Below are 12,237 nucleotides of genomic sequence, written 5' to 3'. Positions count from 1 at the left end.
CTTGCCGTCGCCGATCTTCCTGAATGTATCGGCGCGACCTGGGTGATGCTATCTAGACAGCATCTTTTCCCATCTCGCCGGTGCGGATGCGGATCACCTGCTCCAGCGGGGTGACGAAGATCTTGCCGTCGCCGATCTTCCCGGTATTGGCGACCTGGGTGATGGCATCGATCACCTTCTCGGCCATGTCATCGTCCACGGCCACCTCCAGCTTCACCTTGGGCAGGAAGTCGACGACGTACTCGGCACCACGATAGAGCTCGGTGTGACCCTTCTGTCGGCCGAAGCCCTTGACCTCGGTGACGGTGATGCCCTGGACGCCGATCTCGGAAAGTGATTCCCGCACGTCGTCGAGTTTGAAGGGTTTGATGATGGCGGTAATCAGTTTCATGGTCTCTGTCCTCGTCCTTTCCGTATGTCGGTCTCGGGAAGTCTGGCACTGCCTGGGCAACTCGCCCTCAAGCATACACCGTGCAGCCCGGGAAGAAAAAAGGCCCCGTGAGGGGGCCAGTGGGAGTATGTGCGCTTGCTCGAATCCGGGTCTTACTTCTTGGGGGCGCTGAACTCAGGATAGGCTTCCAGACCACACTCGGCGAGGTCGACGCCCTCGTATTCCTCCTCTTCGCTGACCCGGATGCCCATGATGGCCTTGAGGATCAGCCAGACGACCAGGCTGGCAGCGAAGACCCAGGCGAAGATGCCGAGGATGCCGATGATCTGGGCGCCGAAGCTGGCATCGCCATTGGAGAGCGGGACTACCAATACACCCCAGATGCCCACCACACCGTGGACAGAGATGGCACCCACCGGGTCATCGATCTTGAGCTTGTCCAGGGTGACGATGGCGGCTACCACGATCAGGCCACCGACGGCCCCGATGAGGGAGGCGCCTACGGCACCGGGCGACAGCGGATCGGCGGTGATGGCGACCAGGCCGGCCAGGGCCGCAGTGGCGCCTGCCAAGTGCGCGATGCCCGAGCCGGCATAGTCAGAATAACCCGCTTCGGCGAGCCAGCCGCCGCCCCAGGTCCAGTAGCCGGACACGGGATAGATGACACCGGTCATCACCACGGCGAAGGCAAGGAAGGCCCACAGCTTCATGCGCTCGGCGACCGCCCCCGAGACGATGGACATGGCGGTTGCCACGAACACCACCTGGAAGAAGAAGTCGGAGCGCATGGAGTAATAGGGCGCGTCTTCACCACCAGCGGTGATGGCATCCACGGTGTTCTCGCCGCCGATCAGGAAGCCCAGGTTGGGCAGGAAGCCACCCGCGCTGCTGGAATACATCAGGTAGTACCCGAGAATCAGATACATGGTGCAGGCGATCGCGAACAGGGCGATGTTCTTGGTAAGGATCTCGGCGGTGTTCTTGGAGCGCACCATGCCGGCCTCGAGCATCGAGAAGCCGGCGGCCATCCACATCACCAGCACGCCGCAGATGAGGAAGTAGAAGGTGTCGACCGCGTACATCAGCTCGGTAAGTTGAGGAATATCATTCATGCGTAAGTCTCCGTTCAGGAAATTCGTAGGCGTCGTTAAACGGCATCGGCGCCGCGCTCGCCGGTGCGGATGCGGATGACATCCTCCAGGGGCGTGACGAAGACCTTGCCGTCGCCGATCTTGCCGCTGTTGGCGGCGTTGCAGATGGCATCGAGAACGCCTTCGAGACGGGAATCGTCGACGGCGACCTCGACCTTGACCTTGGGCAGGAAATCGACCACGTATTCGGCACCCCGGTAGAGCTCGGTGTGGCCCTTCTGGCGGCCGAACCCCTTGACCTCTGTGACGGTGATGCCCTGGACGCCGTTGTCGGCCAGCGCCTCGCGAACATCGTCGAGCTTGAATGGCTTGATGATGGCGGTGATGAGCTTCATCCCGTGTCTCCATTACTGGTTGGCGACGGCCTTTTACCGTCAGAACATGACTGCACTCTCGATGCGCAAATCATGCCAGTTATGGTTAAAACCCTTGTATAATAAGGGTGTAAAGCAATATTTTGATGTAATTTTCGACACTGGCGAACCACGGCCCCCGGTCATTGCACCACAATGGACGCAACTACCACTTCATATGCACCAGAACAGCGCAAAAGACGGGAATGCGTCTTTCCCTTGCCTTGCGTATCCTTGACACAGTGGCCCCATTCCCCAGGAGAGACCCCATGGCAAGACAAGATCCCCTCAGCCGATTGGCCCAGCAGATCGGTGATCGACTGCAGGGCGCCTCGCAGGCACCCGAGGAAATCCAGAAAGGTATCCACCAGGTGGTACGCGGCGCCTTCGATCGTCTCGAACTGGTGTCGCGGGAGGATTTCGACATCCTGATGGATGTGCTCCAGCGTACCCGCAGTCGGGTCGAGGCGCTGGAGAAGCGAGTTGCCGCCCTGGAGGAGGCCCTGCAGGCACAACAACCGTCGAGCGTCTCGACACCCATGATCGATCAAGACCCCGAGCGGGAGGAGGATGCCGGCGGCGGTGAGCCGGATCGCTGAGACCTGGCCGGGCGGTACGGCGTCGTGTGCGCTAGCCTGAAGGCAGACGATCATTGAGGGACCGCAGATGACGCTTGCCATCATCCACACCCGGGCCGGTCTGGGCCTGGAAGCACCTGAAGTCCAGGTCGAGGTACACCTGGCCAATGGCCTGCCCGGGATGACCCTGGTGGGCCTGCCCGAAGCCGCGGTGAGGGAGAGCCGCGAACGGGTGCGCAGTGCCCTGGTCAATGCCGGCTTCGACTTCCCCACTACCCGTCGCATCACCCTCAACCTGGCGCCCGCCGATCTGCCCAAGGAAGGCGGGCGCTTTGACCTGCCCATAGCGCTTGGGTTGCTGGTGGCCTCGGAACAGGTTCCCCTGGAGGCACTCGAGGGTGTGGAGTGCGTGGGAGAGCTGGCGCTGGACGGTCGACTGCGCCCGGTGACCGGAGTACTGCCCCTGGCGCTCGCCGCCCGGGATGCCGGGCGGCGCTTGATCGTGCCATATGACAATGCCGACGAAGCGGCGCTCGCCGGGGGACTCGAGGTGTTGCCGGCCGGCCACCTGCTCGAGGTGGTCGCCCATCTTCTCGACCAGGACCCCATTACTCCCCATCGACTTCCTGATCGGCCATCTGTCGGCGATCATGGGGCTGACCTGCACGACGTTCGCGGCCAGCATCAGGCGCGGCGGGCCCTGGAGGTGGCCGCGGCCGGAGGGCACAACCTGCTGTTTGCCGGTCCACCGGGTACCGGCAAGACCATGCTGGCCAGTCGCCTACCGGGAATCCTGCCGCCCCTCTCGGATGAGGAGGCTCTGGAGGTGGCGGCGGTGCGTTCGGTCTGTGGCTTGCCGCTGCGCAGCGAGTGGGGGCGGCGGCCCTTCCGGGCCCCACACCATACCGCCAGCGCCGTGGCTCTGGTGGGCGGCGGCTCGAAGCCCCGACCCGGCGAGATTTCCCTGGCCCACCATGGCGTGCTCTTCCTGGACGAGTTACCGGAATTCAGCCGCCATGTGCTGGAGGTGATACGCGAGCCCATGGAATCCGGGCGAATCCATATCGCCCGGGCCAGCCACGAGCGGCGCTATCCGGCTCGATTCCAGCTGGTCGCGGCAATGAATCCCTGCCCTTGTGGCCACCTGGGAGATCCGCGCCAGCGTTGCCAGTGCACGCCGGCTCAGATACAGCGTTACCAGGCCCGTGTCTCGGGGCCCTTGCTTGACCGAATCGACCTGCAGATAGAGGTGCCGGCGCTGCCGCCCGAGCAGCTCACTTCCCGCGAGTCCGGGGAGTCATCTTCGGTGGTCCGTGCGCGGGTAGTGGCGGCCCGGCAGCGACAGCTGGCACGCGGTTGTCTCAATGCCCAGCTCGCCGGTCGCGATCTGGAGGGAGCTTGTGCCCTGCAATCCGGCGATCGCGCCTGGCTGGCCCAGGTGCTGGAACGCCTGAGGCTCTCGGCGCGGGCCTATCACCGGGTATTGCGAGTGGCGCTGACCCTGGCTGATCTTGCCGGGGCGCCGCGGCCCGAGCGCGACCAGTTGATCGAGGCCATCGGTTATCGCCAGCTGGACCGCCTCCTGAAGAGGTGAACGCCCGTGGTTTCAGAGGGCAGTGGCATCGAAGGCCCCCTGGATCTCATGCGCCCAAAGGGGCGCGTCGCTGCCCGGCCGACGCAGGGTGAGGCTCAGTCGGTAGGGCAGGAGTGTCCTGTCGGAGAGTGTCAGTCGAGGGCCGTCCGCCTCCAGGCGACTGTCCAGCCGCCACTGGTTGTCCTTCGCGCCCTCGCCGATAGTGCCGGCCCAGTCGAGGACCTGAGGACCGTTGGAGAGGCCCAGCAGCGCCCGCATCAGGCTTTCCTGTACTCGCTGGGTACCGAACCCGAAGCCGGGAGCGACCTCGGAAATCGACAGCAGCAGGACCTGGTCGGAGGGCGGATGGGGCAGAGGGGACATCTCGATGAGGCGACTGGCGGCTCGCTGGCTGAGGCCGAACAGCGCCTGGCGAGGGGTCTCGGGTCGTTCGGGACTGCTCGCACAGCCGACGATCAGCAGGGGTATCAACAGTGACGTCAGGATGGCCTTGAGAGAATGACTCATGGGTCAGGCGTCTCCGGGGGGGAAGCGGGCTCCAGGGCCAGGACGAATCGGTCCAGGGCGTCGAAAAGGGTCTGGCGGATGGGTTCGGACTCGTTGACCAGATGATGCCGAGCGTCGGAATGGCGGTGGATCTCGGCCCGAGGGAACTTGCGCTCCAGTACCGTCAGATTCCATTCCCAGTCCACGGTCAGGTCCTGCTCGCCCTGCATGATCAGGGTGGGTACCTGGCTGGGGGGCATCGCCAGCAGGCGAGGCATCCAGCGGCGCATGGCGCTGACCCACTCCATGGTCAGACGGTCGGACTGGAGAGGGTCCTGCTCTCGCAGAAAGGTGGAGAAGTCATCATCGGTGGAATTGTTGCGGAACTTGCGCGGGATCGAGCTCACGAAGGGGCCCATCAGCAGGTGTAACCAACTGGACTGGTTCCAGCCCCAGGGACGCACCAGGGGGGCGAGCAGGGCCAGCCCGGCCCAGTGACCGTCGTCACCACGTTCGAGGGCATCGGTGGCGAGTATCGCCGCCCCGGTACTCTGACCGACGCCGAGCCAGGGGCGTGGAGCGAGGCCTTCCCCGGCGAGATGCTCCTGCAGGGCGCGCAGGCAACAGCCATAATCATCGAAGTCATTGATGGAGGCCCGCGGGCCGCTGGAGAGGCCGTGGCCCGGGAGATCCCAGAGCACGACCCGCCAGCCGCGATCCAGGAGGCGCTTCAGCAGGTGCCGATAGAGGCCCAGATGATCGAAATAGCCATGCACCACGAAGGCGGTGCCCACGGGTCGGGCAGGGCTCCAGACCTGGGTCCAGAGGCGGAATCGGTCGGTATCGACATAGCCGACATAGAGTCCCACATGCTCGACGAGAAGCGGGGCCAGGCCATAGTGGCCCAGATAACGCTCCAGGTCGTCGCTGGAGGACACCAGGTTGGTCAGGTCGACCAGGCTGACGGGGCCCAGGGCCTGCAGTGGGGTAAAGTCACTCATCGCATCCTCCGCATCGCCTGGACATGCTAGCCTCAAGCCAGTGGTGGAGCCACCGATTCCCTTCAATCTGCAGGGTCGTTCGGCTTTACAAATGGAATTATTTTCCACAAAATTGGCTGAAGTTGTTTCTAAACCCTGATTCCCGCCGATCGATGCGACACCCGTTCGGCACCAAGTACAAGGAGATCCACCCATGACCGAACGCGTCACTCACCACCGCCTCAAGGTGGCCGCCGAGCTGGACCGCTTCATTGCCGAGCAGGCACTCCCTGGCACCGGCGTCGATACCGAGGCCTTCTGGTCGGGTGTGGATGCCCTCTTCCATGATCTGACACCCAGGAATCGAGAACTGCTCGCTGAACGTGATCGGCTGCAGGAAGCGCTCGAGGGCTGGCATCGCGACAATCCCGGCCCGGTGCGTGATATGCCCGCCTATCGCGCCTTCCTCGAGAAGACCGGTTATCTGGTCGACGTCCCCGCCAGGGTCAGCGTCACCACCTCTGATGTAGACCGCGAGATTGCCGTTCAGGCCGGTCCCCAGCTGGTGGTGCCGGTCAACAATGCCCGCTATGCGCTTAACGCGGCCAAAGCGCGCTGGGGTAGCCTCTACGATGCCCTTTACGGCACCGATGCCATCTCCGAGGAGCACGGCGCCGAGAAGGGCACGAGCTTCAATCCCAAGCGTGGCGAGAAGGTCATTGCCTACGCTCGCGGCGTTCTGGACCGTGCCGCTCCCCTGGCCACCGGCTCCCACCACGATGCCGTCAAGTATGTGCTGCGCGATGGCCACCTGGTGGTGAGCCTGGAAGGGGGGCGCGAGACCGGCCTCAAGGATCCGGGCAAGCTGGTCGGCTTCAGTGGCGATGCCGCCAAACCGGATGCCGTGCTGCTGGTAAACCATGGTCTGCACCTGGAGATCCAGATCGACCCCAATCACCCGATCGGCAAGACCGATCCGGCGGGCGTCAAGGATCTGGTTGTCGAGGCTGCCGTGACCACCATCATGGACTGCGAAGACTCCGTGGCGGCGGTCGATGCCGAGGACAAGGTCGGCGTCTACCGCAACTGGCTGGGCCTGATGAAAGGCGACCTGGAAGAGCAGGTCGTCAAGGGCGACAAGACCATCACCCGTCGCCTGAACGCCGACCGTCGCTGGACCAATACCGAAGGCCATGAGGTCGTGCTGCAGGGCCGCTCGCTGATGTTCGTGCGCAACGTCGGCCACCTGATGACCACCCCCGCGGTGCTGGACGCCGATGGCAACGAAGTGCCCGAAGGTATTCTGGATGCCGTCATGACCGGGCTGATCGCCCTGCATGACCTGAACAAGGGTGAAGGCGAGCCGCGTAATTCCCGCACCGGCTCCATGTACATCGTCAAGCCGAAGATGCATGGCCCCAAGGAAGTGGCCTTTTCCAATGAACTCTTCGGTCGCGTCGAGGACGTCATTGGGATGCGTCGCAACACCCTGAAGATGGGTATCATGGACGAGGAACGTCGAACCTCTGTCAATCTCAAGGCCTGTATCGCCGAGGCCACCAGTCGGGTGGTGTTCATCAACACCGGCTTCCTGGATCGTACCGGTGACGAGATGCATACTGCCATGGAGGCCGGTCCGATGATCCGAAAGGGCGACATGAAGAGTTCCGCCTGGATCAAGGCCTATGAGCGCAGTAACGTCCTGACCGGCCTGGCCTGCGGCTTGCGCGGGCGTGCCCAGATCGGCAAGGGCATGTGGGCCATGCCGGACCTGATGGCCGATATGCTGGAACAGAAGATCGGCCACCCCAAGGCCGGCGCCAACACCGCCTGGGTGCCCTCACCCACCGCTGCCGTCCTGCACGCACTGCATTACCATCAAGTGGATGTGGCCGCTGTCCAGCGTGAACTGGAAGGACAGGGTGACGCCCCCTTGATGGAGGAATTGCTCGACAATCTCCTGACCGTGCCGGTCGCCGAGAATCCCGACTGGAAGGACGAGGAAATCCAGCAGGAGCTCGACAACAACTGCCAGGGGATCCTCGGCTATGTGGTGCGGTGGGTCGAGCATGGCGTGGGGTGTTCCAAGGTGCCGGATATCCATGACGTGGGCCTGATGGAAGACCGTGCGACCCTGCGTATCGCCAGCCAGCTGCTCGCCAACTGGCTGCATCATGGCGTAGTGGACGCAGAGCGCGTCAGCCGGACCCTGGAGCGCATGGCCAAGGTGGTCGACAAGCAGAATGCCGCTGACCCCGACTATACGCCCATGAGTGCCGACTTCGAGGCCTCCACGGCGTTCAAGGCCGCCAGCGACCTGATCTTCAAGGGTCGAGAGCAGCCCTCCGGCTATACCGAGCCCTTGCTGCACCATTGGCGCGCAGTGCACAAGGCCAAGTAACCAACGACACGCGAGTCGCATCACCCAGGCGCACCGGATACCCCTCCGGGGCGCTTTGGGTTATGGTCGTGTCAACGCCATCGGGGTGCCACCCAAGCCGCCAGGAGTACAGCGATGACCGTGATGACCGCCGCCGCTATCGAGGACTTCCTCGATGACGTCTTTCCCCAGCGGGTAGGAACCATCGAGGGCGTCGATCACCGGCGGGCGACCATGAGTCTGGCCGTCGAGGACGAACACCTGCGACCCGGTGCCAGCGTTTCCGGCCCGACCCTGATGGGCCTGGCCGACGTCTGCCTCTATGTGGCGATCCTGGCGGAGATCGGCCCCGAGCCCATGGCGGTGACCAGCGACCTGCACTGTCGTTTCCTGCGGCGCGCCCGGGGGGATCGCGACCTGATCGCCAACGCTCGCCTGGTCAAGCTGGGTCGCCGTCTCGCCGTCGGCGAGGTTCAGGTGTTCTCCGCTGGTGATGAGGAGCCCGTGGCCCTGGTCACCGCGACCTATGTGCTTCCCGACGCCGATTGATCGAGCGGCCGTGCGCGTATCACGCAGACGGCCAGGGCCAGCCAGCCCGCGATCAGCAGAAGACCACCGACAGGGGTGACCATGCCCAGGCCGCGAACCCCGCTCAACGCCATGCCATACAGGGAACCCGAGAAGAGCAGCATGCCTGCGGCCCATAGCCCGAGGACGAGCCGCTGACCTGCCAGGGGGCAGGGAGCTCGCCAGGCCAGTACGCCCATAATGCCCAGGGTGTGCCAGGCCTGATAACGCACGCCGGTCTCGAAGGCGGCCGCCAGCCGCGGCTCCAGTTGTCCCGCCAGGGCGTGGGCGCCGAAGGCACCGGCTATTACCACCAGGGCGCCCGAGAGGGCGGCACCCAGCCACCAGCCTCTGTCCTGCATGGCCGTCTCCTTGTCGTCGAATGCCGCCTACCGTACCCCGGCAGGCCCTAACCGGCTACAATATGGACCCTGCAACACCCGTCAAGAGGGAGAGGATGCCATGCAGATCCAGCTCAATGGCGAAGCCCTGACCCTGGAACCAGCGACCCGCTCGGTTGCCGAACTGGTTGAATCCCTGGGATTGGCCGGACAGCGTATCGCCGTGGAGGTCAACGAAGAGATTGTGCCGCGCAGCGAGCACGGTTCGACCCGCCTCGGAGAGGGGGATCGGGTGGAAGTCGTCCATGCCATCGGCGGTGGATAATCGCCGGCAATACAGGAGTCAAAGATGAGTGATCTTGTCCAGGACCAGCCATTGCGTATCGCTGGGCGCGAGTTCGCCTCACGCCTCTTGGTCGGTACCGGGAAGTACAAGGATTTCGACGAGACAGCCGAGGCCATCAGCGCTAGCGGCACCGAGATCGTGACCTTCGCCGTCCGTCGCACCAATCTGGGGCAGGATGCCGGAGAGCCTAACCTCCTGGATGCCGTGCCCCCGGAGCGTTACACCCTTCTGCCCAATACCGCCGGCTGCTATACGGCAAGGGATGCGGTGCGCACCTGCAAGCTGGCCCGCGAACTGCTCGATGGCCACAACCTGGTCAAGCTCGAGGTGCTCGGCGACGACGCGACCCTCTATCCCAACGTGGTGGAGACTCTCGAGGCGGCTCGGGAACTGGTCAAGGACGGCTTCGACGTCATGGTCTACACCAGTGACGACCCCATCGTTGCCCGGGAACTCGAGCGCCTCGGCTGCTGTGCCATCATGCCCCTGGGCTCGCTGATCGGCTCCGGCCACGGTATCCAGAATCCCTACAACATCCGCCTGATCATCGAACAGGCCAGCGTTCCCGTGCTGGTGGATGCCGGGATCGGCACCGCCTCCGAGGCCGCCCAGGCCATGGAACTGGGCTGTGACGCCGTGCTCATGAACTCCGCCATCGCTCATGCCCGCCAGCCGGTCCTCATGGCCGGGGCGATGAAGAAGGCGGTGGAGGCCGGCCGGGAGGCCTTTCTTGCCGGTCGCATGCCGCGCCGCCAGAGCGCCGAGGCGTCCTCGCCCTTTGCCGGCCGGATCAATGGCTGAATCCGTCGACCCCTGTTTCTCCTCACGAGCATCCAACGACCCCATGACGCTATCGCGACACGAGAATCCCGCTTCCACCAAGGGACCCGACGCCACCGGGGCTCCCCTGCATCGCCGGGGCATCAAGAGTTATGTGTTGAGAGCCGGGCGGGCCACCCAGGCCCAGACACGGGGACTGGAGGAGGTCTGGCCGCGGCTGGGCCTGACCCTGGCCGACAGCCGCCAGGATCTCCGCGCACTTTTCGGCCGCGATGCGCCGCAGGTGGTGGAGGTCGGTTTCGGCATGGGGGGATCCTTGATCGAGCAGGCCGCGACCCATCCGGAGACAGACTTCATTGGCATCGAGGTGCATGCCCCCGGCGTCGGCAAGCTGCTGGACGAGGCCGACAAGCGTGGCCTGACCAACCTGCGTGTCTACCGGGAAGACGCCCTGGCGGTTCTCGACCAGTGCCTGCCCGAGGCGAGTCTCGCTACCCTGCAGCTGTTCTTTCCCGACCCCTGGCCCAAGAAGAAGCACCACAAGCGACGTATCGTCCAGCCGGCGTTCGTCGAGCTGGTGCGGACTCGCCTCAAGCTCGGAGGCCGTTTCCACCTGGCCACCGATTGGGCGGCCTATGCCGAGTGGATGGCCGATGTGATGGAAGCCGCACCGGGATTCAGCAACACGGCTACCGCCGAGACGGCCCCTTATGTGCCACATTCTGATTTTCGTCCCCTGACCAAGTTCGAGGTCCGCGGCGAGAAGCTGGGCCACGGCGTCAGGGACTTGATCTACCGCCGACTCGGTTGAGCCATACGGGACGAGTCACCCGGCCAGCTGCAGCCAGAGTGGCAGCGTCACCATGGCCAGCAGCGTCTGGCCGGTGATCAGGGCGGCCATCAACTCCGCGTCGCCACCCAGCTGGCGGGAGAGTATATAGGCCGAGGTAGCCGTGGGCAGGGCGGCGAAGAGCAGCGCGATATCCCGGGTAACCGGATCCAGCCCCATTGCCAGGGCGAGGGTCAATACCAGGGCGGGCATCAGCACCAGCTTCACCAGGTTGGTGATCCAGACTCCCCGGTCCAGGCGAATCAGGGCGGCCGGACGCAGGGCTACCCCCACGGCGACCAGGCCTAGTGGCAGGGCGGCGCGACCCAGCAGCTCCACGCTGGGACCGCTCCAGCCGGGCAGGCCGATGCCACTGAGGTTTAGGCCAATGCCGGTCAGGCAGGCCAGGATCAGCGGATTGTGAACCAGCGCTGTCAGGCTCTTGCCGAGGCTGGAGGGCCCCAGGGTGCCGGCGGCGATGAAACTGGCCACACAGAGCACATTGACCACCGGCACCATCAGGGCCACGGCCACGGCGGCCACCGTCGTCCCCGCGCCGCCATGCAGGGCGGCCGCCCCGGCCACGCCGACATAGGTATTGAAGCGCAGCGACCCCTGTAAGGCCGAGGTGAAGGCCGGGCCGTCGAGGCGAAGCCTTCCGCGAAGGCACCACAGCAGGAGGGCGAACAGGCCGATGGCACCCAGCAAGGCCAGCGCCAGGCGAATGACGGGCACCTGGCCCATGTCGGCGGTGGCCAGCGTAGAGACCAGCATGGCGGGAAACAGCAGGAAATAGACCAGCCGCTCCAGTCGCGGCCAGAAATCGCCTCCGGGCTGGCGCTGCCACCCCAGCAGGGCACCCAGTAGTATCAACAGGAACAAGGGTCCCAGTGCGCTTGTCACTCCTTCCATCCAGCCTTCCTTCTGCATGGGCCCTGCGACATCATTGCACAGTCGGGCCAGGACAAATGCTGATAAGCTTACCGTCAATTTGCCTCGATGGAAGGCCGTGTGACACGGCCATGCCGCCAGATTTCCAGAACGGCACCGATGCTGTCATGCCCTGGCAGGCCAGAGTGGTGGTGGAAACCGCCGATGGCCGACTGGGGAGCCGTTTCGACTTTGATGTGGAGCGACCTGGGCGATGAAACGCAAGGGTATCTGGATGGGACTGGGGGCGGTGTTCTTGCTGGCCCTTGGTCATTGGTGGCGTCGGCGGTTACCGGTATCTGATCGGTGGTGCCGATGATGGCCTCCGAGGCCCCCAGTGTCAGGATGAGTGTCGTACCCTCTGATACCCTGTTCCTATAAACCGACCAAGGGGCGAAAGGAGACACTCATGCCTCGCTATTCCGAGGAACGCCGCCAGGTGGTTGTGGCCAAGCTGCTGCCACCACACCACCTCAGCCCCAAAGAGGTGGCCGAGCAGGAAAGCATCTCACTGGGCACCGTCTACACGTG

15 protein-coding genes are annotated in these 12,237 nt (G+C 64.4%); 8 read left to right on the top strand and 7 right to left on the bottom strand.

Annotated elements, in window-relative coordinates:
- Positions 1–52: 52 nt before the first annotated feature.
- The 3 genes from glnK to ACESMD_RS08000 form a co-directional block, all read right to left on the bottom strand.
- Positions 53–391, bottom strand: a complete 339-nt coding sequence (glnK, locus tag ACESMD_RS08010; RefSeq protein WP_372612014.1) for a P-II family nitrogen regulator — start codon at positions 389–391, stop codon at positions 53–55.
- A gap of 152 nt (positions 392–543) precedes the next feature.
- A complete protein-coding gene (locus ACESMD_RS08005) occupies positions 544–1,494 on the bottom strand; it encodes a hypothetical protein (RefSeq protein ID WP_372612016.1) in 951 nt (316 codons plus the stop codon).
- Between the two features lie 44 nt (positions 1,495–1,538).
- Positions 1,539–1,877 (bottom strand): P-II family nitrogen regulator, encoded by a 339-nt coding sequence (locus tag ACESMD_RS08000; RefSeq protein WP_372612012.1) that lies wholly within the window; start codon positions 1,875–1,877, stop codon positions 1,539–1,541.
- 287 nt (positions 1,878–2,164) lie between these two features.
- Between ACESMD_RS08000 and ACESMD_RS07995 the strand changes: the two genes are divergently transcribed.
- Together ACESMD_RS07995 and ACESMD_RS07990 are read left to right on the top strand one after the other, a co-directional pair.
- The gene (locus tag ACESMD_RS07995) at positions 2,165–2,494 is read left to right on the top strand and encodes an accessory factor UbiK family protein (protein ID WP_372612010.1); all 330 of its coding nucleotides are present in this window, start codon (positions 2,165–2,167) and stop codon (positions 2,492–2,494) included.
- 67 nt (positions 2,495–2,561) lie between these two features.
- A complete protein-coding gene (locus tag ACESMD_RS07990) occupies positions 2,562–4,067 on the top strand; it encodes a YifB family Mg chelatase-like AAA ATPase (protein WP_372612008.1) in 1,506 nt (501 codons plus the stop codon).
- Between the two features lie 12 nt (positions 4,068–4,079).
- Here the strand turns inward: ACESMD_RS07990 and ACESMD_RS07985 are convergent, their stop codons facing one another.
- Both ACESMD_RS07985 and ACESMD_RS07980 read right to left on the bottom strand, forming a co-directional pair.
- Positions 4,080–4,574 carry a hypothetical protein gene (locus tag ACESMD_RS07985; RefSeq protein WP_372612006.1) on the bottom strand — a complete coding sequence of 165 codons (495 nt, stop codon included), beginning with the start codon at positions 4,572–4,574 and terminating at the stop codon, positions 4,080–4,082.
- Positions 4,571–5,554, bottom strand: a complete 984-nt coding sequence (locus ACESMD_RS07980) for an alpha/beta hydrolase (protein ID WP_372612004.1) — start codon at positions 5,552–5,554, stop codon at positions 4,571–4,573. Before ACESMD_RS07980 ends, ACESMD_RS07985 begins: the two co-directional genes overlap by 4 nt.
- Before the next feature lie 193 nt (positions 5,555–5,747).
- Between ACESMD_RS07980 and ACESMD_RS07975 the strand changes: the two genes are divergently transcribed.
- Both ACESMD_RS07975 and ACESMD_RS07970 read left to right on the top strand, forming a co-directional pair.
- Positions 5,748–7,934, top strand: a complete 2,187-nt coding sequence (locus tag ACESMD_RS07975; RefSeq protein WP_372612002.1) for a malate synthase G — start codon at positions 5,748–5,750, stop codon at positions 7,932–7,934.
- Positions 7,935–8,048: 114 nt separating this feature from the next.
- The gene (locus ACESMD_RS07970) at positions 8,049–8,462 is read left to right on the top strand and encodes a PaaI family thioesterase (protein WP_372612000.1); all 414 of its coding nucleotides are present in this window, start codon (positions 8,049–8,051) and stop codon (positions 8,460–8,462) included.
- Here the strand turns inward: ACESMD_RS07970 and ACESMD_RS07965 are convergent.
- Positions 8,438–8,842 (bottom strand): DUF423 domain-containing protein, encoded by a 405-nt coding sequence (locus ACESMD_RS07965; RefSeq protein ID WP_372611998.1) that lies wholly within the window; start codon positions 8,840–8,842, stop codon positions 8,438–8,440. The genes ACESMD_RS07970 and ACESMD_RS07965 overlap by 25 nt on opposite strands.
- Before the next feature lie 100 nt (positions 8,843–8,942).
- On the opposite strand from ACESMD_RS07965, the gene thiS reads away from it, so the two are divergent.
- From thiS to trmB, 3 genes are read left to right on the top strand one after another with little or no spacing between them, the layout of a single operon-like run.
- Positions 8,943–9,146: a sulfur carrier protein ThiS gene (thiS, locus tag ACESMD_RS07960; RefSeq protein ID WP_372611996.1), complete on the top strand. Its 204-nt coding sequence runs from the start codon at positions 8,943–8,945 to the stop codon at positions 9,144–9,146.
- Positions 9,147–9,170: 24 nt separating this feature from the next.
- Positions 9,171–9,968, top strand: coding sequence for a thiazole synthase (locus ACESMD_RS07955; RefSeq protein WP_372611994.1), 798 nt, complete (start codon positions 9,171–9,173; stop codon positions 9,966–9,968).
- A gap of 43 nt (positions 9,969–10,011) precedes the next feature.
- Positions 10,012–10,758, top strand: a complete 747-nt coding sequence (gene trmB / locus ACESMD_RS07950; protein ID WP_372611992.1) for a tRNA (guanosine(46)-N7)-methyltransferase TrmB — start codon at positions 10,012–10,014, stop codon at positions 10,756–10,758.
- A 15-nt stretch (positions 10,759–10,773) separates the two neighbouring features.
- On the opposite strand, the gene ACESMD_RS07945 is transcribed toward trmB, so the two are convergent.
- Positions 10,774–11,688 (bottom strand): AEC family transporter, encoded by a 915-nt coding sequence (locus tag ACESMD_RS07945; RefSeq protein ID WP_372611990.1) that lies wholly within the window; start codon positions 11,686–11,688, stop codon positions 10,774–10,776.
- A 110-nt stretch (positions 11,689–11,798) separates the two neighbouring features.
- Between ACESMD_RS07945 and ACESMD_RS07940 the strand changes: the two genes are divergently transcribed.
- Positions 11,799–11,924, top strand: a complete 126-nt coding sequence (locus ACESMD_RS07940; RefSeq protein WP_372611988.1) for a hypothetical protein — start codon at positions 11,799–11,801, stop codon at positions 11,922–11,924.
- Positions 11,925–12,237: the final 313 nt, after the last annotated feature.

It is taken from the genome of Halomonas sp. (genome assembly GCF_041689495.1).
In the GTDB taxonomy this organism is placed as follows: domain Bacteria; phylum Pseudomonadota; class Gammaproteobacteria; order Pseudomonadales; family Halomonadaceae; genus Halomonas.
Note: the sequence above shows the minus strand (reverse complement) of the source record. Positions and strands in the feature narration are given on the sequence as shown.

Excerpts from the sequence above, each read along its gene's own strand:
- ACESMD_RS07975 (WP_372612002.1), top strand. The coding sequence starts at position 5,748 with ATGACCGAACGCGTCACTCACCACCGCCTCAAGGTGGCCGCCGAGCTG.
- thiS (WP_372611996.1), top strand. The coding sequence starts at position 8,943 with ATGCAGATCCAGCTCAATGGCGAAGCCCTGACCCTGGAACCAGCGACC.
- ACESMD_RS07955 (WP_372611994.1), top strand. The coding sequence starts at position 9,171 with ATGAGTGATCTTGTCCAGGACCAGCCATTGCGTATCGCTGGGCGCGAG.
- glnK (WP_372612014.1), bottom strand. The coding sequence starts at position 391 with ATGAAACTGATTACCGCCATCATCAAACCCTTCAAACTCGACGACGTG.
- ACESMD_RS07985 (WP_372612006.1), bottom strand. The coding sequence starts at position 4,574 with ATGAGTCATTCTCTCAAGGCCATCCTGACGTCACTGTTGATACCCCTG.
- ACESMD_RS07990 (WP_372612008.1), top strand. The coding sequence starts at position 2,562 with ATGACGCTTGCCATCATCCACACCCGGGCCGGTCTGGGCCTGGAAGCA.
- ACESMD_RS07945 (WP_372611990.1), bottom strand. The coding sequence starts at position 11,688 with ATGGAAGGAGTGACAAGCGCACTGGGACCCTTGTTCCTGTTGATACTA.
- ACESMD_RS07970 (WP_372612000.1), top strand. The coding sequence starts at position 8,049 with ATGACCGTGATGACCGCCGCCGCTATCGAGGACTTCCTCGATGACGTC.
- ACESMD_RS07940 (WP_372611988.1), top strand. The coding sequence starts at position 11,799 with ATGCCGCCAGATTTCCAGAACGGCACCGATGCTGTCATGCCCTGGCAG.
- trmB (WP_372611992.1), top strand. The coding sequence starts at position 10,012 with ATGACGCTATCGCGACACGAGAATCCCGCTTCCACCAAGGGACCCGAC.
- ACESMD_RS07995 (WP_372612010.1), top strand. The coding sequence starts at position 2,165 with ATGGCAAGACAAGATCCCCTCAGCCGATTGGCCCAGCAGATCGGTGAT.
- ACESMD_RS07980 (WP_372612004.1), bottom strand. The coding sequence starts at position 5,554 with ATGAGTGACTTTACCCCACTGCAGGCCCTGGGCCCCGTCAGCCTGGTC.
- ACESMD_RS08000 (WP_372612012.1), bottom strand. The coding sequence starts at position 1,877 with ATGAAGCTCATCACCGCCATCATCAAGCCATTCAAGCTCGACGATGTT.
- ACESMD_RS07965 (WP_372611998.1), bottom strand. The coding sequence starts at position 8,842 with ATGCAGGACAGAGGCTGGTGGCTGGGTGCCGCCCTCTCGGGCGCCCTG.